The sequence below is a fragment of the Marinobacter persicus genome (genome assembly GCF_002934325.1).
GTDB classification, from domain to species: Bacteria; Pseudomonadota; Gammaproteobacteria; order Pseudomonadales; family Oleiphilaceae; genus Marinobacter; species Marinobacter persicus_A.
Window position 1 is genome coordinate 61,562 of sequence record NZ_PTIV01000013.1, and the last position, 21,311, is coordinate 82,872.

Below are 21,311 nucleotides of genomic sequence, written 5' to 3' on the forward strand. Positions count from 1 at the left end.
GGTATTCGCTTATCGGTTTTTGATCAGTTTTTTCAGGTAGGCGCCATAGCTGTTCTTTTTCAGGTTTTCCGCTTCCGCCAACAGTTGTTCCTCGCCAATGAAACCCATGCGGTAGGCCACTTCTTCCAGGCACGCAATCTTCAGGCCCTGGCGCTTTTCCAGGGTTTCAATAAAACCGCTGGCTTCATGTAGTGAGTCGAAGGTTCCGGTGTCCAGCCAGGCGAAGCCCCGGCCCAGCAATTCGACGTTCAAGTCGCCCCGTTGCAGGTAGGCCTGGTTGACGCTGGTGATTTCCAGTTCGCCACGGTGGCTGGGTTTTACCTGTTTGGCGATTTCCACCACATCGTTATCGTAGAAGTACAGGCCGGTGACGGCGTAATCGGACTTTGGGTTGGCCGGCTTTTCTTCGATAGAAATGGCGCGTTGATTGCCGTCAAACTCAACTACGCCAAAGCGTTCCGGGTCGGTGACCTGGTAGCCGAATACGGTGGCGCCCCTCTCCCGCTTAGCAGCGGCTTGCAGCATATTGCTAAGGCCCTGGCCGTAGTAGATGTTGTCGCCCAGCACGAGGCACACGCTGTCCTGGCCGATGAAGTCTTCACCGATGATGAAGGCCTGGGCAAGGCCGTCCGGGCTCCGCTGCACTGCGTAGCTCAGGTTAATGCCCCACTGGCTACCGTCGTTTAGAAGGCGCTTGAAGCTTTCCTGGTCTTCCGGCGTAGTGATGACCAGGATATCCCGGATACCAGCCAACATCAGGACCGATAGCGGATAGTAGATCATTGGCTTGTCGTACACCGGGAGGAGCTGCTTGGAAATGCCTCGGGTAATCGGATAAAGGCGGGTACCGGAGCCACCGGCAAGGATGATCCCTTTCATTTACTTCTCCAGGTATTCGTTCAAGGTGAGCGTCAGCTGGCTTTGCCAGTCCGGCAACCGGATGTTCAAGGTGTTTTCCAGTTTGCTCAGGGCCATCCGCGAGTTCAATGGCCGTTTCGCCGGCGTTGGATAGTCGCTTGTCGGGATAGCCCGGGCATTGTCGGGGCCCAAGGATAGAGTCTCACCGGCCTGCTGTGCTTGCCGGAAAATTTCCTGGGCAAAGCCATGCCAGCTGGTGCCTCCTCTGGGAGCCAAATGGTAAAGGCCTGTTTTTAACTGGCCGTGAATCGCCAGGGCGGTTACCTGTGCGATCAACCGTGCCGGTGTCGGAGCGCCCACCTGATCCGCGACGATGCTGAGTTCTTCTTTGCTTTGGGCCAACCGCAACATGGTTTTCATGAAATTGTTGCCGCGGGCGCTGTAGACCCAACTGGTACGAAGGATGAGGTAATCTGCACCGCTGTTCTGGATGGCTTTGTCGCCTTCCAGTTTGGTTCGGCCGTATACGCTTAGCGGGCCTGTGGGGCTGATTTCTTGCCAGGGCTCGGTACCATTTCCGGGGTAAACATAATCGCTACTGTAATGGACAAGGCGGGCGCTGTTGGCTTTTGCGTATTCTGCCAATTGGCTGGGCAAGTCAGCATTCAGGCGCTTGGCTGCTTGTTGGTGTTCTTCCGCAGCGTCTACAGCTGTGTAGGCAGCAGCGTTTACGATTAACTCTGGCTTAACTTTTTCAAGGCAATCGGCTACGGCTTGTTGATCGCTTAGATCCAGCTCTTCTCTGTCCGGGCCTGTTATGGGACCGAGAGGGGAGAGGGTTCGGTGGAGTTCAAAGCCAACTTGGCCGTTTTTCCCCAGGAGCAGGATTTTCATACACCTTCCCCCAATCGCTCTCTTTGGTAACTGCCGTCTTGTACTCGTTGACACCAGTCCAGGTTGTCGAGGTACCACTGTACGGTCTTGCGGATGCCGGTTTCGAAGGTTTCTTTGGGTACCCAGCCGAGTTCTTTTTGGATTTTGCTAGCGTCTATGGCGTAGCGCCTGTCGTGGCCGGGGCGGTCTTTTACTGTGGTGATTAAATCCCGATAGCTGGCTTCCTGTGGGCGCAACTCCTGGAGGATATCGCACAGGGTGAGCACCACATCGATGTTCTGTTTTTCGTTATGGCCGCCGATGTTGTAAGTTTCACCCGGCTGGCCCTCGGTGACCACTTTATACAATGCCCGGGCATGGTCTTCGACGTAGAGCCAATCGCGAATCTGATCGCCTTTACCATAGACTGGCAAAGGCTTTCCTTCCAACGCGTTGAGGATCATCAACGGGATGAGCTTCTCCGGGAAATGGTAGGGGCCGTAGTTGTTGCTGCAGTTGGTTACCAGCGTTGGCAGGCCGTAAGTGCGTTGCCACGCCCGCACGAGGTGGTCTGAGCTGGCTTTGCTGGCGCTGTAGGGGCTACTGGGCGCGTATGCCGTATGCTCAGTGAATAAATGCTCTTTGGCGGCATCCGTTTGATCAGGATGCGGGAGGTCCCCGTACACCTCGTCTGTGCTGATGTGGTGAAATCGGAAGTTGGCCTTCTGGTCGCCTTCCAGTGCCTGCCAGTACTGGCGACAGGCCTCAAGCAGCGTGTAAGTACCAACAATGTTGGTCTCTATAAATGCCACAGGGCCATCAATGGAGCGATCAACGTGGCTTTCGGCGGCCAGGTGCATAATGGCATTCGGCTGGTGTTGGGACAGTACACGGTCCAGTTCCGCACGGTTACAGATGTCGACCTGCTCAAAGGCGTAGCGCTCACTGTCACTTACTTCCGCCAGGCTTTCGAGGTTACCGGCGTAGGTAAGCTTGTCGACGTTGACCACTTCGTCCTGGGTGTTTTGGATGATGTGGCGAATTACGGCGGAGCCTATGAAGCCGGCTCCGCCGGTTATGAGTAGTTTCATTTTGGTGCTTTGCCCGAGTTTGGAGATCGTCGCTGGCTTTGGGTGGGGTCTGACTTAGTACGGTCAGTCCCCTTTGTAGATTGCTGATCGTATGGGAGGGGGCTGGTTTTCGTCGTTTTCGTGTGAAAACCGTATTCAGCCCAGATTCACAGCTGAGCGGAATCGTCGCCTACTTCGTTGAAGATTGAGACGTCGATGTTGCCGTTTTTCAGAGTCTCTCGCCCGCTGATGGCCACTCGGCTTTCATTAACAAACGCCGCCATCACTTCATCAAAGATCTCTGCCGAAAACGAACATACGTGATCTTTGTGATCGGAGGTCTGGCGAAGAGTGAACGTGAAGTTGTCGCGGTCCATTTCTGATACCAGGCCTTCCAGGGTGGTGATTTTTTCTTCTTTTGTTCTCACGGCCTGAAGCACTCTTTTTACGCGCTTGGATGTTTCCCGGCCAAGCCGATAGGTTTCATCACCTTTCCCTAGAATGGTTCCGCCCACCTCAAACTCTGTAACAATGCCTGACAATGGCGGCACCAGTTTTTCCAGCGCTTCCAAAAGCTCAATTTCGAGTGTTTCGAGCTCGGAATCGGTGTTGTCGGTGCCTTCTGAACGACGAATTGCATGCGCCAGGGCACTTCCGATTTGTTGCATTTCCGCATCTTCGTCGTCCTTCAGCAGGCACTCTTGCGATTCTTCAGGAAGACTGAACGCCACTTCGAAGCTGTTGTAGGCAAAATGCTGTACAGGCAGATCGTACAAGCGCTTCCTGGAATTACTGGCACGACCTTGTTTGGCTGGCTCTTTGTACACGTGAGCGGCAGCTTTTCTTAATGCGGTACTGGCCCCTTCGACCACTTGCCTGATCACACTGGCTGGCACTGTACCAGCTGATAGCCCCTCGCCAATGGCGCGCAAACGAAATGCGGGTTGTAGGTGGGGCCAAAGCATTCGCCCTTTCTCTGGCAATACGGATTCAGGTAAGCCGCTCAAGGTTGTTCGCCAGGCCCTTTGGGGCTCAAGCGCATGATTAGCCTCCAACATCCAGACTACGGGTTGGTCTACCGCTTTGCGGACGCTGACTGTGCCCTTCTGAAGCTGGCTTACAATTTCATCGTTAGTAGGCGCAACCAAATAGCGGGCATGCTGGTCATTTTCGTCTACCAGCATAACCAAAGCTGTACACAATCCGGTTTCAGCGGTGAACAGCCGTGGGCCGTCAACGTCTATCAGAACGTCGAGTATTTCAATGTCTTGAAAATTATTGGAGTCACAAGTAAGACCTTTAATTTGCCAGTCCATTGTTACCCCTCGCTGCTGACGGTGAAGGCGGAGGCGCGTTCAATTTCTTCAAAAGGCCACCAAGTCACATGCGATGGCCTTGTCTTCGCCGGTGTCGGTTTGATCTTACCGTGTTCTGGCGCCAACTCACCACGAAAAATCAGCTTGCCCAACTTTGGGAAGAGCTCCGTTACATGTCGAGCGTCTGAAATGTCTCGAAACACCGACAAACCGTGCCGCATGCATGGATCACCCTTTGACGACTTACCGAGTTCGGCATGGGACCGAAAGTCCGCCAGGGCTGGCGGATTCTCTCGGCAAATTCTGTACACAACACCTTCGGCTGGCTGTGCATCATCAGGCGGACAACACTCGGGCCAATGTTTTGGAAAGCCTGCCATGGCCGTTATTCTCCTTCAGTAGTAGCTTTGTTTAACAAAATGATGGTGGCGTGAGGCCGTGCCGTCAATAATTGTGCGGATGGTCGCCGCTGGCTTTGAGTGGTGTTTGACCACGTAGGGCCAGGTAGTGAGTTTGTCGAGGTTGACCGTTCGCTTTAACTGAGATCATGCTCTGTGGCGACGACTTCTTCCTTCAACTGCTCTATCTCCACCCGAAGCCGCTCGTATTCGGCCATTTTGGCCTGCAGGTAGGTGGCGGTAAGCCGGGCTTTGTTCTCGATGCCACTGGGCGTCAGCAGGTAGGCGTATTGCAGCTTGCTGTCATTGTTCTTGAAGTTACGCGCTTTCACCCACCCTTTTTCCAGCAGCGCTCGCAAGCAGTAGTTGGCTTTGCCCAGGCTCACGCCCAGCTCTCTGGCCATTTCCCGCTGGGAGATGCCGGGGTTTTGTTCAACAAGTCTGAGTACCCGGAGGTGGGTGTCGTTATTCATGGGGCATGATCTGGAGTTTAGGCACGCTACCGCCCTACCCTGTTGCAGGCATCGTGGGCGATGAAGCTATGGTGTTTTGTTGTGTTCAATGTTTGAACGCGGGGATGTTAGTGGCTTGGGGTTTGGGTTGCAACTGAAAACCGGAAGAGCAGAGGCCACAAAAGTGACCGCCATGACAGCCGAGGGATTAAAGAGTCTCGCTCTGGTCCGGTACTGTTTACTGGGCATAACATGCCCAGCGAGATCGCACCCGACCCAGCATCCGTTGTATCTCGGCATCGAAGGCCTGTTGGCTGAAATTCCAGCGGTAGGCTTCAGAATCACCCGGATATTCCAACGTAATACCAGCTCTGGCCATCAGGCTTTGGCGCTTATTTGCTGTGTCCTGTGGCTTCCTACGCTTCTCGTAAAGCCTCAAAGCTTCGTCAAGGGTATGCTGGGGAAAGTTGGTTTTGCTCTGCACGCTTTCAGCAAAGTCAGCCAGGTCATCTGCTGGTAACAGCTTCTCTCCGCCCTCAAATTCCTCGTAGATTCGTTTGGACTGATTGCTGCTATGGTTGAAGTAATGACTTGCTACAGGCAGTTATTCAACAAAGTCCTCGCCTGCTGGCAGGCGGATTGCGTTGGCTCGTTGCTGCTCAGGTCTTGGGAAAGGTTGCCAGCCAATAGGCGTATACGGGATGCCGTTATCACTATCCTGAGCTATAAGAAAAGCCGGTTGGAGCTGATAAATAACACCCGGCTTTGGAGTCATCCGCATGGGTTCGAATTTTTTAGCTTTATTGTCCCAACGCTGGGTGGCGAAAAAGCTGGCTACTGAGAAGTTACTGGTGATATCCAGGTATTGGGTCGGGAGCCCGTAATGCTGCGCAATGCCATCCAGATCAACACAAATTGGTAAAGATTCACCATTTTCACCCAGATTAAGCCCCTTACTTCTTATCTGGGTTATGACCGGGTGGGCTTCCAATGCCTGCTTAAAGTAGGTTGAACTACACAAGGCTGCAAAGAGTTCATGGTCGTGCTGAATACTATCCAGAGTAGACAGGCAGGATTCATACTCCTGAGTCTGGCCACGGTACTCTGTGAAGGCAAACTCAACACCGCTCACGAGGTTAACGCAATCGCCGTTTATACTCGTCCTGGCGTGCAGGGCTTCGACATCATCGAACACAATCCCGCGGAAGTTAAATTGCTGGCCTGTGTTAATGGGCTTGATGCCGAGATGCTCTTTGAGCTTTGTCAGGCTCTCAAAAAAGGGCATTAATGCTCCAAAGGTTACCCAACATCCGGCCCCAAATCCTCATCCCCTTCTCGTAGAGACAGGTAATCCAGGTTGATTTTCATATACTGAGTCAGCTGCGCGACAGTGACGGCACTTTCTCTTTCGGCGTTGCCAGGCAGGTTTGGGTGCTCTGCCAACGTAAAGCCTTCGTTCTCTTCCATCTCCTGAATCAGGTCTTCTACCTGTTCTTCGATGGCGAGCCTCTGTGGGTCTGGTGTATCGTGTTTCAGCAACGCAAGCAGTGCAAATTCGTAGTTGGCTGCGCCTTCCTCAAACGTATCCAGGTGCAGGTACAAGCCTCTTACGCAGCTGTTACCGCTTTCTGTGGAATGAGCACCCAACTCATCGGCGTATTTTTCAAACAGAGGGATGAAAGCCTGGTTAAAACGGTCTGGTAGCGCGGCGCGTTGGTAACGGTTTGCCTTCCATGCGGTCAAAATGCGCAGGTTTTCAGAGGTTAGCTGCGCAATATTGGCGGTTTCCGTATTCGCCTCTAACCATTCCAGTAGTTCCTGCTTTGGCACAGTGACCGTAGCTCGCACCTTACCCTCATAGTTCTGGCCATCAATGTTTATTTGTAGCGTGCGAGAGCTTTTGGCGTACTGGTTACCCGGGAAGAGTTTTTTTGGTTTGATGGGCGCCAGAGGGAGCAATTCTATTTCTGGCTCCAGCTCCTCTTTCGCTGCGATGTCGCAGTCCTGGCTTTGCACCAGTAGCACGTAATCTTTTTTAAAGCTTTTATCTCGCATTTCGGGGCTGGGGCGAAACTGACACCAGCCTTGCGGATATTCCGGGGCTGCAATGTAACTTCCCTGACGAACGCCCCACTTAACGAGCAACTGCTTCCCTGTTGAATCCGTAGTCATCAGCAGTGCCGTGTCAGTTCATCCAAAGTGCTTTGATGGCGCTTTGCTGGTGTGGTGCTGTTCATTTGGTCAGCCAGCTGGTGAGCTAATGCTTTGAGTTGCTCAAGGTTTGGCTTTTTCTGTTGCAACAACAACAGCAATGTGTCGCCTTGTTCGTTCGCAACACGCTTTGCCAAAGCACCAGGACTGGCCGGGAAAATAGGCTTCAGCTCGCCAATAGCTTTATCAACTCGCTGCAGGCGTTGCCAATTTGCATCGCTCGGTTGGTCTTTCTGTTTCTTGTAGTTGTAGAGCGTTTGACGGGAAACACCATACACAGCTGCCAGATCTTTCAGGCTGAGGCCAGTCACGGTTTGTGCACTGGCAATCATACTAGCGGCGGTGATGCTCGCACTGCCGTTCTGCGTTTCTGCGGCAACCGGTCGCTGGGTAAACACATGCACAGTGGAAACGGCATTATTGGCGGCGTCAGACACCACCCGCACACTCTGCCAGTCTGTTCCTGGGCGCTCCGACTCTGGCCAGTTGGGCTGGTCGGTGGCCAAGGTACTGAGTGGAGGCGCTCCGGCAACTACTTGCTGAGCCGGAAAATGGTACGTACTCAACAACATTGCTTGTGCAGGCATGTCAGCGGCAAGCATGGGTGGCTCCTTTTAGGCCCAACTGGCTATGGCAGCTTCAGTGGTAACTTCGCGGAATACGCTGCTGCAGGTTGCCTGAAGCGCCCGAAATTTATCGAGAATATCAAACTCTTTCAGCTGCGGGCTTTGCTGCAGCTGGCACATGTGCTGAGTATCGAGAATGCCGTAGGTTTCAGTGGATATGTTCCACCAATGCTCTTTTGCTTGAATGCTCAACCCACAGCGCTTGTCGTGCTCGGCCAGGTGGTCTGGCAGTACCTTTGTCAGACCTCGGTTATTAACCGGAACTTCCTCAAACGCCACCCGTAATCTTTGGTCAGGTGCGGTTTCCACCAAACGGAAGCTGCTACCAAACAAAAATTTCTGGTCTTGCACGGCGGCTAATTGCGGCGGACATATTTCCCGGGTGACTAGCTGGCCCATAGTTTGACCACCCGCTGGGACGATCAGGTCCACGTAATTGAGGGCAAGGCCTTTCAGGGCCGTTTTACCGAGTTGAGGCAGGCAATTTTTGAAAATGCCCAGTAATTGCTCCAACAGAGCGAAAAATTCTTCTTTACCCTGGTAGTCCGTGACTTTAAGAATCAAGCGGCCGGTGCCTTCCACTGAGTTCTGAGTAAACTCCACCAACCTGGTTTTACCCGCGTTGCGAAACACCAGCCTTTTTATTTGGGTGACTTTTTGCTCCGTTTGCTGCTCAGACTCGGGAGTAGAAACCACTACCTCTACAGCTTGACGAATGGCGTCAATCCGTTCCGGGAACCCGGCATCGAGCAGCTCGGAGTGCAGGCGCTCAACCACATCTGCGGCTGGTTCAGGCAGGCGCGTAAAGCTTATGTCGGCGACTACGTGCACCAGGGGGGCATTTTTCATCACAGGTGTCATAACAGGCTATCTTTGGTTGCGGTAAGCACAACTTTACACGTTTTTTGACAGTTTAGCACTTGATGGCGCTTATAGCCGGACGGGCGCTGCATGATTACCTGCTTGAATCAGCTTTTTCGTCAAATTCATGTCGCAACCGCTCATCTTCCTGAGCCATTGTGGACTACTCCCACTGGTCATCATCGCTCTTCCAGATAACCATGCGGGTTAGTCAAGTAAAAAGCTTTTCGGTTGCGGGTACTTTCAGCAAACATTATGGCACGAGCTTCCTGTCTGCCTCGTGAAACTGCCCCATGGGAGAATAGAGGATTTATAATGCCCCAATTCTTCCAGCCTCATGATCCATATAAACCGGGTCAGACACGGACTTCCAGCCGTTTATGCCCTCCACCACGTCGTATACCAGGTCACTCAGGGCTGCGTAGCAATCCGGATTCACCACGTAAGCATTCAGTGGCTCTGCGCTTGGCTGCATTTCCCCGGCTGGTTTGATGTCTAACGTTACCGATTCATCCGTACCCGGGTTGTCGAAAATCAACGCGCTTAGACCTTGCTGAATGATTTCGGTTCGAAACCCGTGGAGTTTCACGCTGGATTTGAGGAACACATCATGATGAAGGGCCAGGAAAGCTTCGAGCATTTTGACCACTTCAATAAGATAGATAATGGCTCGAACCTGGCTGTCACTCAGCCGTTCCATGATGAAGGCGTTGGAGAGCAAACCTTCAAGCCGGTGCAGTTCTTCACCCAGCGACAGATCGGTTAACTGAAATGCCAGATAACGGCCATCGACCAAGGCTTCATATATACTTTCCCGCTCAAAGTCCAGCAGATTGTCGTTGTCAGGCGCTACGTTTTCGCTTTCATCTTCCTGAACGTAGATTTTGAGGTTCTCAATGTCTTCATCGTCAACCAGGAACCTGCCACTCTCGAAGTATGCGAATGCTCCGGCGACTAACAGCTCAAGCTTTGATTTGACGGCTCTGATGCTTACTTGCATCTGGTTTTCCGCAAACTCGTAAACGCTGTTGTTGAGCTTGCGGTGGGATTTCTCTTGCCAGATTTCGTAGAAAATGAACGCCAGCGGAATAGAGACCAGGCCGCCACCGATTCCGATTACCAGGCTTTTAAAGTCGCCTTGGAGCCAGGTTACGGCCAATCCGTAAAGGCCAAAACCGGCGACAATGACGAGCAGCTTTGGCCAGAGGTTGTGGATCGTGGTTTTTAGTTTGGATTGGGGCATTGGGTGTGCAGCCATTTTTTAATGGCCAGTCCCCATCAACCCGTCTAGTTTTATCGCCTCACCAACATGGCGATTTCTCAGCTTTACGTCGTCTGTAACCAGAACATAGCCGCCATCTAACGCCGTTGCCGATATGATGCTGTCTGGCAGTTTCAGCGACGTTGCCCTTCGAATCTTTATGGTTCTTTCCTGGATGCTTGAACTCAACTGTAAAACGGCCGTGCCCGACAAAGCCGCTCTGAGTTGTTGCTCATCTTCCTGAGATAATTGCGGCCAGGAAAGCAGCTCCATTTTGGTAATTACTGAAACTGCGTAGTCCGCTTTCGGCAATTTAAGTTTTCGGTTGATGGCATAGATGAGAGCGTTGGTGTCCAGAAGATACTTACCATTCATCTCTCATGGTCCTTTGAATATCCAGCGCATCTCTTCCTGAGAACGCTTTGATGTCTGTGTTGGTAAAATCCAGCTCAGTTTCGCGCTGAGCCTGGAAGCTCTCATCATTCACCATCAGGACAATTTTGGCGTGTGCGTTATCCAGCTGGCGATACATTTCGGGAATTTTCACCGTGCCGTTCTGGATGTCGGCTTCAAACTCTATTGCGTACATAGTGCTGCCTCTGCGTGCTGTTCACTTTATAAGCATACCATGTGGCTGTTTTTTTGGCTTAGAGGGCGAGGGCTTCCAGCTCTTCTTTCAGGGCCTGTTTTCGTTCTTTTCGTCGTGTACCAGACGAATGTGCTCGGCCCGCGACTAAAGGCTAGCAATCCGCACCTTTTCTCTCGGCCATTTCTTTAACAAATGCTCAACAAACCAAGTTGGCTCTACCTGATTAAACTGCTTTTCGAAAATGTCGAGATAGCCATCTGGAGTGATTTCGGAGAAATGCAGGTGCCGCTGGCTGGAGTTGTCAAAGAAGTACACCCTTCTGCATTTGCGGGCCATTTCACACAACAAGCTCAGGCTGCGATGGTATCGACCGAGAATTTTGTCTTCAGGTACTGGGTGCCCGCCAGATTCCACACGCTGGGCCACCCTTGCTTTATTGATATCCGGGTCCGTGGTGCAGATGTAGTACAGATAAGGCTCAAATCCCGATTCGATTGCCTTATCCGTGGCACAGGTACTCCCTCAGGTCGAACTTTTCCTTGTTCTGCAGTTTTTTAACCACGGTTACTTCGTGATCCGGGTCTTCGCGAACGAGCTGCCCGTCTTTCATGTATACAACGGAGATACCGGCTTCAAACGACTCACCTATCGCGTTACGTGACGCCAGTTGGGCATAACGCAGTAATTTCCGGTTGTCGTCAAAGGCGTTGATTCGGTTGTGTTTGCGTATTTTGGTCACGGCTTGTTTTTCCTTGCAGGTACTCATTTGAACACCCCCAGTCACATCAATTATCAAGAGCATACGCCTTTGGCTATTTGTTCGCCAGCTTTGCTCGCAGGGCCTGTTTGGCATGTTCTTCACCATGCACCAGCCGTATATCTTTCGGCTTTTCCTTCATCCCCGCCACAAACTCCACCAACCCTTGTTGGTCTGCGTGGGCGGAATAGCCGCCAATGGTTTCTACCTTCGCGCGGATGGTGTGCTTTTCGCCATCCAGCCATACGTAGCCGTTGTTGGGGCCGTAGCGCTGTATGTCGCGGCCGGGGGTGCCTTGGGCCTGGTAGCCGACGAAGAGTACATCGTGCCTTTCATCGCCCAGCATGGCTTTGAGGTAGTTGACGATGCGCCCGGCGTTGCACATTCCGCTGCCAGCGATAACGATGGCCGGGCGGGCGCTGCGGGCCAGGTGGTGGACCATTTTCAGGTGTTCGTGGTGGCCTTCCACGGTTAGCAGGTTGTCGAAGGCCAGTGGTTTGCGGCCCTGTTGCAGCCGGGCGTGGGCTTCTTCGTCCCAGTAGGGTTGCAGTTCGCGGTAGGCGGCGGTGAATTTGGTCGCCAGGGGCGAATCGAGTATGACCGGCAGTTCGTCGCTGATGACATCTTCGAGTTCGTACAGCAGTTCCTGTGTTCTGCCGATGCTGAAGGCCGGGATGAGTACAGTGCCCTGATTTTTCAGGGCGCGGTCTATCGCGGCTTTCAGGCGGTGTTTTCGGTCTTCCCGGCTTTCGTGGTTGCGGTCGCCGTAGGTGCTTTCTAGTACCAGTATGTCGGCTTTTCCCGGTGATTCTGGCGCTGGCAGCAGTGGTGTATGGCTGGCGCCCAGGTCGCCGCTGAAGACGATGCGGGTGCCGTTGTGGTCAACCTCTACGTAAGCGGAGCCGAGTATGTGGCCGGCCCGTTGCAGGCGTATGCCTACCCGGTGTTCCGGGGTGTCTATTACCCTGTGCCATTGGTTGTAGGGTAATGGCAGCAGGCGTTGTTCAATGGTGGCCAGGTATTGTTCCACCAGTTGCCTGTCGCGGCTGATGCCGAGCTTGAAGGCGTCTTCCAGTACCAGGGGCAGCAGTTTGGCCGAGGGCCGGGAGCAGATGATGGGCCCGCTGTAGCCGGCGGCCAGTAGCCAGGGTATGCGGCCCACATGGTCTATGTGTACGTGGGTGGCGATGAGTGCCTGGATGCCGCTGGTGTTGAAGTCGATTTCCTGGGTGTTGCGCGTGTTGCCGGCTTCCTGGCCCTGGAACAGGCCGCAATCTATTAACAGGCTGTTTTCAGGGTCTATGTGCAACTGGTGACAGGAGCCGGTTACGCCAGTTTTGGCGCCGTGATGTTCAATGTTGACGGTTGGCATTCCTTTGCCCTCTATGTGTTTAAGCTTTTGCCTCGTTTCGTTCTTTTCCTGAGCGAATGAAGGCAATGACAAATACGGTAAACACGCCGAGCATGCCGCCTAGCATGGTGGCTACGATGGCGATGAGGGCGCGTTTGGGTTCGCTTTTTTCTTGCGGTACCACGGCCGGGTCGACGGTTTTGAAGATGTATTCGTTCTGGGCGTTGGCCAGCATCACAGTGCGGGTTTCGCTTTCGATCAGCTGGTAGAACACTTGTTGCATGCCGGCGATGTTGGTTTCGCTGAGTTTTTCTTCCAGGTAGGCGATGCGGGCTTCGGCTTCGTTTACGTCTTGCTCGCGCATGTGTTCGTTGATGTCGTGTACGAGTTTTTCAGCCCAGTCCGCAGCCACTGGGGGCGCCTGGCTTTTGATGCTGAGGGTGATCATGCCCGTTTCATCGTTACTGGAGATGCTCAGGTGCTCTTTGAAAGCCTTTACCAGGTCCCAGTCGGTGGGCTTGAGGCTTTCGCCCTCTTCATCGGTGAGCCATTCCTGTGTTTCCGGGTTATAGACTTCTTCGTTAATCACCCACGCTTCCCGCTCCATGTTCCAGCCTTCAGTGGCCATGAGCGGCACGGTGAGGTTGTGGCGATGGATGAAGTCCGTCAGAAAGGCGCGGGATTGCAGCACTTCTTTGGCCATGGTGGTTTTGCCTGAGCCACCGCCGCCGAGGTTGACCCCGGCCAGGCTGGCCAGGCCACCGAGTTGGCCGCTGATGCTCGGGCCACTGCCTTCGCTCTGGGCCGGAGCCAGCAGCACGCTGGCCTGGTAGATGTTGGGCTTACTCAGGGCGTAGAACACGCCGGCAGCGGCAAACACGATGGTGAACAGGATGATAATCCACTTGCCCCGCCACAGAGTGGCGAAGAGTTCGCGGAGGTCGATTTCATCATCCGGGTAGTATTGCTGCTGCGGTGCCTGGCTGATTACTGGTTGATTCATTACAGGTTACCCACTGCTGCGGCGCCAAGGGCCATCTGGTAAACGATCTGGCTGACGTTGGTCCAGAGCTCCAGCTGGTTCAGGCGATCTACGTCGATTGGCATAATGATGGTATCGCCCGGTTCCAGTCGGCTGCCACCGCCACCAAACCAGTTGCTTCGCTGGGGCAGCATGACTGAGCCGTCAGCTTTGACCACGTACACACGGTCTTCGTCGGCCTGTGGTGTGGGGCCGCCGGAGCGTTCAAGGTAATCCTCCACGCTCAGACCTTCGGTGTGCAGATGGCTGGTCGGGTATTGAACCTCGCCGAGTACGGTAACCGCCTGCGGGATCATTGGGACGGTCAGTTTGTCGCCATCTTGCAGGCGAATGGCTTGGTATTGCTCGTTTTCCAATACTGCGGGAAGGTCAATTACCATACGACCGACAGGCCGGCTATCCTGAACATCTTCCAGCAACCCCTGCACTTGCTGAACCCGTTGAGCGTTATCTCCACCGAAGCTATCACCTTCCAGTTGAATGCCCAACAAATTGCCTTTTAAACGCTGTTCTGCTTCGCGCAACCGCTGTGCTTCGAGCTGGCGTAATTTTTCACGGGTAAAGATGGCCCCGCGAGGGAAGGCATTAGCGGTCAAACCACCGGCACGCTGAAGTACTTCAGCCAGGGTTTCTCCGTCGCGGAAGGTGTATTCGCCCGGGTAACGGACTTCGCCTTCAAGCGTGACAGTGCGGGTTTTGCTGAATTCCGGGATGGCTTTAACAAGAATGCGATCGCGGCTTTTGAGCGTAATACTGGTTTCACCAGCCATGGCCTTGGCCAGATTCACGTCCAGGATGGTGGTCTGGCCAATACCGTCTTCGTCCGTGGTATAGCGGGCCACTTCGGCTTGCAGCAGCGAGGCCGAATCTTTCAGCCCACCGGCCACGAATACTGCGTCTGCCAGGCTACGGCTCGCCGGCAAAGGGTACTGGCCAGGATACCTAACGGGGCCGGAGATATTGATGACCTGCTGGGGGGATGCCGGCGTGGCTTGGGTTTTCAAGCGCTCGATGACCGGGGCAAACAGTTTACGGCGGGTGTAGGCCTCTGGGTCGTTTTCTGTCTCTTTGGTCTTTTCAGTTCTGGTTTGAGCCTTGCTTTCCTCACCTTTCTCCGCTTCCTTCTCTTCGATGTCTACCTTGCCAACATCAGAGAAAAACAACAGCCGGTCTTTTTCGTGAAGCACCAGATCATACTGGCTACCGGGGTTACGGACAGCTTCACGAAGGCGCAGGTTCAGAACAGAGATCTGATCGGTTCTCGGGTTGGTGCGAACAATGGCTGCGTAGTCTTTGTCGGCAATGGGCAACAGATCTGCGTCCAGGTTATCCACAACCGAGCTCACACGCATTCCCGGCATCCAGGCAAACTTTCCCGGGCGAGTGGCGGCGCCCTGAATTTCGACGTACTGGCCAGTGATGTCCGAGATGGAGGCGATGCTAACCAGATCCCCAGGCAGGACGCGGGCATTCTTGCCTTTGGCTTCGGTGTAGTCGGCCTCGGCAATGATGCGCAGGAAATCGTCGTTGGTGCGTTCGATCGTCACTCGTTGTGGATAGGCCTGTGGCGTGAGGCCACCAGCCATGCGGATGAGTTCAGCCAAGGTGTTCTCGCCGTCCAGTTCGTACAGGGCCGGGCGGTAGATTTCGCCTTCAATGCCCACTCGCTGCCCGACTGGCGGAATGAAAATGACGTCGCCGGCTTGCAGGCGGTCGTCGTTGGAGCTGTCACCTTTGAGTAGCAAGTTGTACAAGTCCAGCTCGTTGATGACTTTGCCGTCACGCTTGAGCTGCACATTGCGCAGCGAACCGGTTTGTTTGATACCACCGGATACGTACAGGGCATTGGTAATGGTGGACAGGGAACTAACGCTATAGGAGCCGGGATTACGGGCTTCGCCGAGCACAAACACACGCATGCTCCGCAGCGCACCGAGAGAAACACTGGCCTGCACGCCAATGTATTGCTCCTGCACTCGAGTACGGATTTGTTCGCGTGCTTCTTCAAAACTGAGGCCTGCGACGCTAAGCGGGCCTGAATCCGGGAAATTGATCGTGCCGTCTCTGCCCACCGGCAGTTCCAGGTTGCGGTTTTCTTTGCCCCACAGTTGCACCTGCAGGGTATCGCCGGGGCCGAGGGTGTAGTTTTGCGGCACGGGAATTTCGGTGACTGGTGCGAAGGTGGTGGGCTCTCCGCTGAACAGGTCGTAACCGTAGGGTTTCAGGCCTTTGTTTTTCTCAGCTTGCTTTTGTTCTGCCTCTTTTTCCTGCAGATCTTTTTCTAGCTGCTCGCTGCTGGTTTCGCCATCGCCCTGGCTTTTGACCACCTCTACTTGCTGCGGGCGCTGGCTGGATTGGCCGCTGCCGGTGATGTCGCTCAGGTTGATACCATATTGTCGGGCAAGCGCTTGTTGCTGAGCCTTGGGGAGGCTTTTGAAGCGCTCAATTTGCTCGGGACTGATGGACTGGGCGTGGGCTGCTAGGGGCAGCAGCAGGGCTAACGGTAGCAGGAGTTTTTTCAGATTCACGGTGTTGGAGTCCGGTTTGTAACGTTAGAAACGGTAGGTCCAGCTGGCGCTGGCTGAGAGCTGGTCTTTTTCGCCGCTGATGTATTCGATGGCTTTGTCGCTGGCTTGAAGGCTGATGTCTAACCAGCCATTAAGCACTTCAGTGCCGTAACCAAGGTTGGCGATGGCCACTTTTTGGCCTTTGATTGGCACGTTGTAGAATACGTCCGGGTCTGTGCCCTGTGGCATGGCCTGGCCAGCTTTGTTCAACTCTGCATAGGTCACTCTTGCACTTAGATTACTGCCAGTGGTCATGAAGTGGTACGCGCCCAAGGTGATGGCTTCAGCATCGCCTTCCAGACTGGTGGCCTGATTGCGGCCATAATAGCGATAACCGGTTTGATAGCGGCTATGGTCATAGGTGATGCCCGGCCTGGCTTCGCCCAGAAAATCGTCGGCTGTGGTGTTGGCGTATTCCAGAAACCATTGCTGGTCGGCTTCGAACCACTGTGTGGTCCAGTCAGCGCCTAATAGCCAGGACTTACGCGAGGGGAAGGCGCCAGCTTCGTCTTCACCCATTATCTGAGCGTACAGGCCAATGGTTTGGTCGCCGATGGTGAAACCGTAACGGGCATCAATGCTGCCAAGCTGGTTACCGGGGTCGTTCGCGCCATTTTGGCCGTTATCTTTGCCGGTAAACGCATCCCAGAGTGTGGAAAAGCCTTCTGGACGGCCTTCGCCGCCATACATGATGGCGCGAGAGAAGCCGATATCCAGGTTATCGATAGGCTGAAACGCCAAGCGCACGCCCATAAGCTTGGCGTCTGGGACTTGGCGGCTGCTTTCATACTGGCCAAGGAAGGCGGTGAACTGCCATGGCCCAATCCAGTTCAGCCATTCGGTCTCTGGTGCTTCGGTACGGTTGCGGCTGAGCCACACTGTCGGCATGGGGCGGGCGTTGTTCGAGAGAATCAGGCTGGACTGCCAACCCGGCCCCCACCAGCGGTCAATGGCGCCGGCGCCAAGCACCCAGTTGCAGGGGTTAACGGCGAGATAGGAACCGTCCAGGCGCAGCTCTTTATCGTCATCTGGCTCATGGGTGTAGGTGGGGTTCAAGCCCAGCCCCCAAAAGCTGCCTTGCCATTGCAGGTTAACGCTGGTTTCGGCTTTGCCGGTGCCGGTTTGTTCAAAACCGGTGATGCCGAGCACTTCGTTTTGGGCGCGCACGTTGAACTCGCCGCGAAAACCTTCAGTGGCTTGCTGCTCTTTTTCAAAACTCAGGTAGGCGGAAGCCATACCCACCGCTTGCTGATCTTGCGCGGCGCTTTGTTTTCCAGCGGTCGCGTCGACCCAACTGATCGGCCAAGTGGTTATTGAGGCTTCGATATGGCCTCGGTCGGCAAGCTTCTGGATAGCAAATCTCGCCCTGGCATCACCGGGCTTTACCCATGGGGCTGCTACTGCTGAATATGCGTTCAGACACGCTACCGCCCCACCGACCAGGGCCCAGTGCTTTAAGGACATGAAAATTGACTTTTTCGATGCAACTTAAGACAGGGCCTTTAAAAGCAGGGGCATATTTCCCCCAACGAATCCCTGTCGGTTAATAGAGCTGATACTGATATTGAAAAACCGTCGCAATTGTACGTATCCCGGCGCGACAAGCAAGTGACAATTTTTCCTTGCGCACCAAAATCAGGCACTTACATGCGTAACAAATTGTTAACATGTAGCATAAACACACACTTTGATCGATTTTTGAACGATTGAAAGGAAGCAGAGAGCCTGGGTGCAATGAAATACAAGCAGCAAGGAGCCCCTTACTGAACCAGCAGCAGGGAAACTTATGGTTTCAAGGCAGAGACAGGCACACTTACGGTTTGCTGTTTTTGCATGAAGGTAATCAATACAATCGCACGTTCTTCGCCGTCGTAGGCCTGGAAAATGGCATTTATGCCTTTGAACGGGCCTTCTTCAAGCCCAACTTTCTGGCCTTTTTTGATACCACCCTGCTCAGCCACTTTAGCCATGCTCGCTTTTATTTGATCGATGACAGCATCGTCTACGGGCATCGGTTTGCCCGCGAAACTGACAACACGCAGAACACCCAAGGTCGAGCGTAACTTTGACCACACAGGATCAGTTTGCTCAAGGTTAATAAAAATGTAGCCAGGAAAGAGCGGCTCCAGGCGTTTTTGACGCTTACCCGAGCGAATTTTCTCTACCTCTATCTTCGGGTAAAAACACGAAACTTCTTGGTTTTGGAGATTATGAAAAGCGCGGTCGCCCTGTGCGGGCTTGTGTTGAAGCACGTACCAAGTCATAGCTCAAAGATACCAACTTCCGGCGGCAATGAACCAGGGATTCAACACGTTCTCTTTGCCATATTTCAACGGTTCACCCTCTAACGTTTGCACCTTCCCTCCAGCCGCTGCAAGCACGGCATGCGCGGCGGCGGTGTCCCATTCGCAAGTAGGGCCCATGCGTGGGTAGATATCCGCATGGCCTTCGGCAATGCGGCAGAATTTCAGGGAGCTGCCCGCCTGCACGGTTTCATGAGACCCAAGCTTGGCGATGAAGGCGCGGGTGTCTTCGTTCAGGTGGTTCTTGCTGGCTACCACTCGCAAGCTGTCTCGCAGCTCCGCTACGCGGATGTGGCGGGCTTTTCCGGTGCGATCTCGCTTGTAGGCACCCTCGCCTTTTACGCCCCAGTAGGCTTCTTTCAGCGCAGGCGCGATCACCACCCCCATCACCGGCTCGCCGTCTTCAATCATGGCAATATTTATGGTGAACTCACCGGTGCGCTGGGTGAAGTCCTTGGTGCCGTCGATGGGGTCCACCAGCCAGAAACGGCGCCAGTGTTTGCGTTCTTCCCAGGGCGCTTCGGCACTTTCCTCTGAAACGATGGGAATATCCCGGGCAACACGGCGCAGGCCTTGAACAATAATATCGTTTGCGGCGAGGTCTGCTGCGGTAATGGGGCTGTTATCTTCCTTGAAATGCACTTTGAATTCGGACTGGTAAATATGAAGCACTTTTTCGCTGGCTTCGTCGGCAATCCTGATCACATCCGGGAGGAGGGAGCTGTAGCGCATGGTGGCGTCCTGCATGGATAAATTTATGCTGCATGACTGCGCAGAAGCGGCCAGGCACCCTGCTTTGATGCTTCCAGGATGACGATTTCCACGATGGTGCCGTCGTCGGCATAACTGATGTGGGTGTTCCAATCCTGGGACGCTTCTTTGGCAATAGGTTTCTCCGAAAGATGAAGCACTAAGATGTCATCGTCTTCGTGGTATGTCGTTCTCATTGCTCTCCCTCCCATGAAAAATGGTGCATGGCGGTTTTCACTACCAGCCGGTCTTCCAAGACTACGCCAAGCATAGCAAGTTATCGGTTCGCCCCGAAAAATATTTTGCAATCCAAAGCATTATGTCGTCCTTATATCCCGCTTCAAGTAATGCAGACAACTCTGTTTCCGTTATATTCCTCGTGGATTCAACCAATAACCGCAGCACCGCTCATTCATAGTGCTCCGGAATATTCACCCCAGAACACCTCCGCCGGTGTCCGGTAACCCAGTCGTTTCCTGGGCCGGTTATTCAACTGTTCAACCACTCGGTTAATGTGTGTCTGAGACAGCTTCGCGAAGTTCGTTCCTTTCGGGTAGTACTGGCGCAGCAAGCCGTTCGTATTTTCATTCGTGCCCCGCTGGCCCGAGCAGTATGGGTCACAAAAATAGGCAGCCAAGTCCAACTCTTTAGCCACCCGTTCGTGTTCCGCAAACTCGCTGCCGTTGTCCAGTGTCAGTGTTTTCGCAGCACCTCGGATTGGGCTCAAAAGCCTGATCACAGTGCGCGTTGTCTGGTTGGCCGTAAATCGCTTTACCCCGGATTTCTCACAGCCACCCTGCAAGTCTCGCAGACTAAGCGGGTGACCGCCATGACCGCTCAGATGTGGGCACGATTGATTAATAATTAATCATTTTTTGTCGTTTGGATACACTGCCCCCTTTCCCCCATTGCGTCGGGCCGGGGGAGCCCGGGCATCTACCCTGGAACCAAGCGGCGTACCAGATCCGTGAGTTCGTCTTTGTAGGGATAGCTGTCACTCATCAGCACCCGGATTCTGCGGGTATTGCGGATGATGACCGCGCCAACCTTGATCAGCTTCAGCCGCAGGTTGCTGGCGCTCATCCGTTCGAAGGGCGTCTTTTTCAAGTGCGCTCGTAATCGCTCGAACAGGGTGTAAGCGAAGCCGGACAAGATCAGCCGCCATTGATTGGTCCACCACTGAACGCTCGACGTTCGATCCGCGAACAGATACAGCTGCTGGTCCTTGATCCGGTTTTCCATGTCGCCTCGGGCGCAGTACTGTTCGTAATAGAGCTTAAAACCGTCGTCATAGCGGGAGCTGATCACGAAGCGAGGGTTGGAGCCCAGCTCGCCTTCTTCCAGACGGGCTACCACCCAGCGAGAGAATTTCCAGGAATGCGCCTGATACCGGAACCGATAAGTGGCGGAGACTTTTTCACCGACTTTCTGGTGCGTGTCCCGGACCAATTGTGACGGCGCTTCCACGTCCTTGAGCAACCGGCTGTTTTTGCTGATGCCGACCAGGTAATCCACATTATTCTGGTCGCACCAGCTCAATAGGCGAGGCCGATAAAATCCACTGTCACCCCGGAATACCATGCGGGTGTTGGGCCAGTACTGCCAGATGAACTTTACCAGCAGAGCCAGAATGGCCCAGCTGTGGCGGCTGTCACTTCGGTTGCTGGTGCGCAGGTAACTCACCAGCAGGTGGCGGCTGCAGAATACGTACAGCGGAAAGTAACAATGGTGATCGTAATAGGCGTTAAAGAACTTGCCGGGTTGGTCGCCATGAACCGGGATATCGGTGCCATCAAAATCCAGCACGATTTCCTTCGATGGTGCCTCGTGCTGTTCGATAAAGTGATGCCAAAGCAGTTCGTGGGCCTTGACCACCGATTGCCGGTCCACTTGCTGTTCCATTCGGCACAGCGTGGACTTGCTGGCTAAACCGCTTTCTTTGCCAACCGCTGTTTGCAGCGCCTGGTCAAAACGCAGTGCCTCGTGATCGTTCAGGTCTTCGTATCCAGCAGCTACGCCGAAGACC

Annotated in this window: 22 protein-coding genes and 1 pseudogene; all 23 read right to left on the minus strand. The window is 53.9% G+C overall.

Going from position 1 to position 21,311, the window contains the following annotated elements; genetic code table 11:
* Positions 1–9 precede the first annotated feature (9 nt).
* Complete coding sequence (gene rfbA / locus BY454_RS08805; protein ID WP_104416242.1) at positions 10–879, minus strand: glucose-1-phosphate thymidylyltransferase RfbA; 870 nt, start codon at positions 877–879, stop codon at positions 10–12.
* On the minus strand, positions 880–1,752 hold the full coding sequence (rfbD, locus tag BY454_RS08810) for a dTDP-4-dehydrorhamnose reductase (RefSeq protein ID WP_104416243.1): 873 nt from the start codon (positions 1,750–1,752) through the stop codon (positions 880–882). It lies immediately after the preceding gene.
* Positions 1,749–2,822 (minus strand): dTDP-glucose 4,6-dehydratase, encoded by a 1,074-nt coding sequence (gene rfbB / locus BY454_RS08815; protein ID WP_104416244.1) that lies wholly within the window; start codon positions 2,820–2,822, stop codon positions 1,749–1,751. The genes rfbD and rfbB overlap by 4 nt, the downstream gene beginning before the upstream one ends.
* A gap of 146 nt (positions 2,823–2,968) precedes the next feature.
* Positions 2,969–4,117 carry a hypothetical protein gene (locus tag BY454_RS16760; protein ID WP_146082695.1) on the minus strand — a complete coding sequence of 383 codons (1,149 nt, stop codon included), beginning with the start codon at positions 4,115–4,117 and terminating at the stop codon, positions 2,969–2,971.
* 2 nt (positions 4,118–4,119) lie between these two features.
* Positions 4,120–4,269, minus strand: coding sequence for a hypothetical protein (locus tag BY454_RS16930; protein ID WP_181049674.1), 150 nt, complete (start codon positions 4,267–4,269; stop codon positions 4,120–4,122).
* 383 nt (positions 4,270–4,652) lie between these two features.
* Complete coding sequence (locus BY454_RS08825) at positions 4,653–4,988, minus strand: MarR family EPS-associated transcriptional regulator (protein ID WP_104416246.1); 336 nt, start codon at positions 4,986–4,988, stop codon at positions 4,653–4,655.
* Positions 4,989–5,571: 583 nt separating this feature from the next.
* Positions 5,572–6,252 carry an FRG domain-containing protein gene (locus BY454_RS08835; protein ID WP_104416248.1) on the minus strand — a complete coding sequence of 227 codons (681 nt, stop codon included), beginning with the start codon at positions 6,250–6,252 and terminating at the stop codon, positions 5,572–5,574.
* A gap of 14 nt (positions 6,253–6,266) precedes the next feature.
* The gene (locus tag BY454_RS08840; RefSeq protein WP_104416249.1) at positions 6,267–7,139 is read right to left on the minus strand and encodes a hypothetical protein; all 873 of its coding nucleotides are present in this window, start codon (positions 7,137–7,139) and stop codon (positions 6,267–6,269) included.
* A complete protein-coding gene (locus BY454_RS08845; RefSeq protein ID WP_104416250.1) occupies positions 7,139–7,780 on the minus strand; it encodes a helix-turn-helix domain-containing protein in 642 nt (213 codons plus the stop codon). Before BY454_RS08845 ends, BY454_RS08840 begins: the two co-directional genes overlap by 1 nt.
* A gap of 12 nt (positions 7,781–7,792) precedes the next feature.
* Positions 7,793–8,665 (minus strand): TIGR04255 family protein, encoded by an 873-nt coding sequence (locus BY454_RS08850; RefSeq protein WP_104416251.1) that lies wholly within the window; start codon positions 8,663–8,665, stop codon positions 7,793–7,795.
* 310 nt (positions 8,666–8,975) lie between these two features.
* A complete protein-coding gene (locus BY454_RS08855) occupies positions 8,976–9,908 on the minus strand; it encodes a hypothetical protein (protein ID WP_104416252.1) in 933 nt (310 codons plus the stop codon).
* Between the two features lie 18 nt (positions 9,909–9,926).
* Positions 9,927–10,301 (minus strand): type II toxin-antitoxin system VapC family toxin, encoded by a 375-nt coding sequence (locus BY454_RS08860; RefSeq protein WP_104416253.1) that lies wholly within the window; start codon positions 10,299–10,301, stop codon positions 9,927–9,929.
* The gene (locus BY454_RS08865; RefSeq protein WP_104416254.1) at positions 10,291–10,515 is read right to left on the minus strand and encodes a hypothetical protein; all 225 of its coding nucleotides are present in this window, start codon (positions 10,513–10,515) and stop codon (positions 10,291–10,293) included. Before BY454_RS08865 ends, BY454_RS08860 begins: the two co-directional genes overlap by 11 nt.
* Before the next feature lie 499 nt (positions 10,516–11,014).
* Entirely contained in the window at positions 11,015–11,281 is a 267-nt protein-coding gene (locus BY454_RS08875) for a hypothetical protein (RefSeq protein ID WP_104416256.1), read from the minus strand.
* Between the two features lie 46 nt (positions 11,282–11,327).
* Entirely contained in the window at positions 11,328–12,644 is a 1,317-nt protein-coding gene (locus tag BY454_RS08880) for an MBL fold metallo-hydrolase RNA specificity domain-containing protein (RefSeq protein WP_104416257.1), read from the minus strand.
* 19 nt (positions 12,645–12,663) lie between these two features.
* A complete protein-coding gene (locus tag BY454_RS08885) occupies positions 12,664–13,626 on the minus strand; it encodes a Wzz/FepE/Etk N-terminal domain-containing protein (RefSeq protein ID WP_104416258.1) in 963 nt (320 codons plus the stop codon).
* Positions 13,626–16,193 (minus strand): SLBB domain-containing protein, encoded by a 2,568-nt coding sequence (locus BY454_RS08890; protein ID WP_104416259.1) that lies wholly within the window; start codon positions 16,191–16,193, stop codon positions 13,626–13,628. Before BY454_RS08890 ends, BY454_RS08885 begins: the two co-directional genes overlap by 1 nt.
* 24 nt (positions 16,194–16,217) lie before the next feature.
* Positions 16,218–17,468, minus strand: coding sequence for a capsule assembly Wzi family protein (locus BY454_RS08895; protein ID WP_258075606.1), 1,251 nt, complete (start codon positions 17,466–17,468; stop codon positions 16,218–16,220).
* A gap of 548 nt (positions 17,469–18,016) precedes the next feature.
* The gene (rfaH, locus tag BY454_RS08900; protein ID WP_104416261.1) at positions 18,017–18,496 is read right to left on the minus strand and encodes a transcription/translation regulatory transformer protein RfaH; all 480 of its coding nucleotides are present in this window, start codon (positions 18,494–18,496) and stop codon (positions 18,017–18,019) included.
* 3 nt (positions 18,497–18,499) lie between these two features.
* Positions 18,500–19,267 (minus strand): 3'(2'),5'-bisphosphate nucleotidase CysQ, encoded by a 768-nt coding sequence (gene cysQ, locus BY454_RS08905; RefSeq protein ID WP_104416271.1) that lies wholly within the window; start codon positions 19,265–19,267, stop codon positions 18,500–18,502.
* A 23-nt stretch (positions 19,268–19,290) separates the two neighbouring features.
* Complete coding sequence (locus BY454_RS08910) at positions 19,291–19,482, minus strand: DUF2283 domain-containing protein (RefSeq protein ID WP_104416262.1); 192 nt, start codon at positions 19,480–19,482, stop codon at positions 19,291–19,293.
* Between the two features lie 215 nt (positions 19,483–19,697).
* A pseudogene (locus BY454_RS17175) lies at positions 19,698–20,051 on the minus strand (IS30 family transposase); the annotation flags it as partial.
* 170 nt (positions 20,052–20,221) lie between these two features.
* Positions 20,222–21,311, minus strand: a 1,090-nt coding sequence (locus BY454_RS08925) for an IS1380 family transposase (protein ID WP_104416264.1), incomplete at its 5' end; no start/stop codon positions are given.

Excerpts from the sequence above, each read along its gene's own strand:
- rfbD (WP_104416243.1), bottom strand. The coding sequence starts at position 1,752 with ATGAAAATCCTGCTCCTGGGGAAAAACGGCCAAGTTGGCTTTGAACTC.
- BY454_RS08910 (WP_104416262.1), bottom strand. The coding sequence starts at position 19,482 with ATGAGAACGACATACCACGAAGACGATGACATCTTAGTGCTTCATCTT.
- rfbA (WP_104416242.1), bottom strand. The coding sequence starts at position 879 with ATGAAAGGGATCATCCTTGCCGGTGGCTCCGGTACCCGCCTTTATCCG.
- rfaH (WP_104416261.1), bottom strand. The coding sequence starts at position 18,496 with ATGACTTGGTACGTGCTTCAACACAAGCCCGCACAGGGCGACCGCGCT.
- cysQ (WP_104416271.1), bottom strand. The coding sequence starts at position 19,267 with ATGCGCTACAGCTCCCTCCTCCCGGATGTGATCAGGATTGCCGACGAA.
- BY454_RS08825 (WP_104416246.1), bottom strand. The coding sequence starts at position 4,988 with ATGAATAACGACACCCACCTCCGGGTACTCAGACTTGTTGAACAAAAC.
- BY454_RS08895 (WP_258075606.1), bottom strand. The coding sequence starts at position 17,468 with ATGGCTTCCGCCTACCTGAGTTTTGAAAAAGAGCAGCAAGCCACTGAA.
- BY454_RS08845 (WP_104416250.1), bottom strand. The coding sequence starts at position 7,780 with ATGCTTGCCGCTGACATGCCTGCACAAGCAATGTTGTTGAGTACGTAC.
- BY454_RS08850 (WP_104416251.1), bottom strand. The coding sequence starts at position 8,665 with ATGACACCTGTGATGAAAAATGCCCCCCTGGTGCACGTAGTCGCCGAC.
- rfbB (WP_104416244.1), bottom strand. The coding sequence starts at position 2,822 with ATGAAACTACTCATAACCGGCGGAGCCGGCTTCATAGGCTCCGCCGTA.
- BY454_RS08860 (WP_104416253.1), bottom strand. The coding sequence starts at position 10,301 with ATGAATGGTAAGTATCTTCTGGACACCAACGCTCTCATCTATGCCATC.
- BY454_RS08885 (WP_104416258.1), bottom strand. The coding sequence starts at position 13,626 with ATGAATCAACCAGTAATCAGCCAGGCACCGCAGCAGCAATACTACCCG.
- BY454_RS08865 (WP_104416254.1), bottom strand. The coding sequence starts at position 10,515 with ATGTACGCAATAGAGTTTGAAGCCGACATCCAGAACGGCACGGTGAAA.
- BY454_RS08880 (WP_104416257.1), bottom strand. The coding sequence starts at position 12,644 with ATGCCAACCGTCAACATTGAACATCACGGCGCCAAAACTGGCGTAACC.
- BY454_RS08840 (WP_104416249.1), bottom strand. The coding sequence starts at position 7,139 with ATGACTACGGATTCAACAGGGAAGCAGTTGCTCGTTAAGTGGGGCGTT.
- BY454_RS16760 (WP_146082695.1), bottom strand. The coding sequence starts at position 4,117 with ATGGACTGGCAAATTAAAGGTCTTACTTGTGACTCCAATAATTTTCAA.
- BY454_RS08835 (WP_104416248.1), bottom strand. The coding sequence starts at position 6,252 with ATGCCCTTTTTTGAGAGCCTGACAAAGCTCAAAGAGCATCTCGGCATC.
- BY454_RS08875 (WP_104416256.1), bottom strand. The coding sequence starts at position 11,281 with ATGAGTACCTGCAAGGAAAAACAAGCCGTGACCAAAATACGCAAACAC.
- BY454_RS08855 (WP_104416252.1), bottom strand. The coding sequence starts at position 9,908 with ATGCCCCAATCCAAACTAAAAACCACGATCCACAACCTCTGGCCAAAG.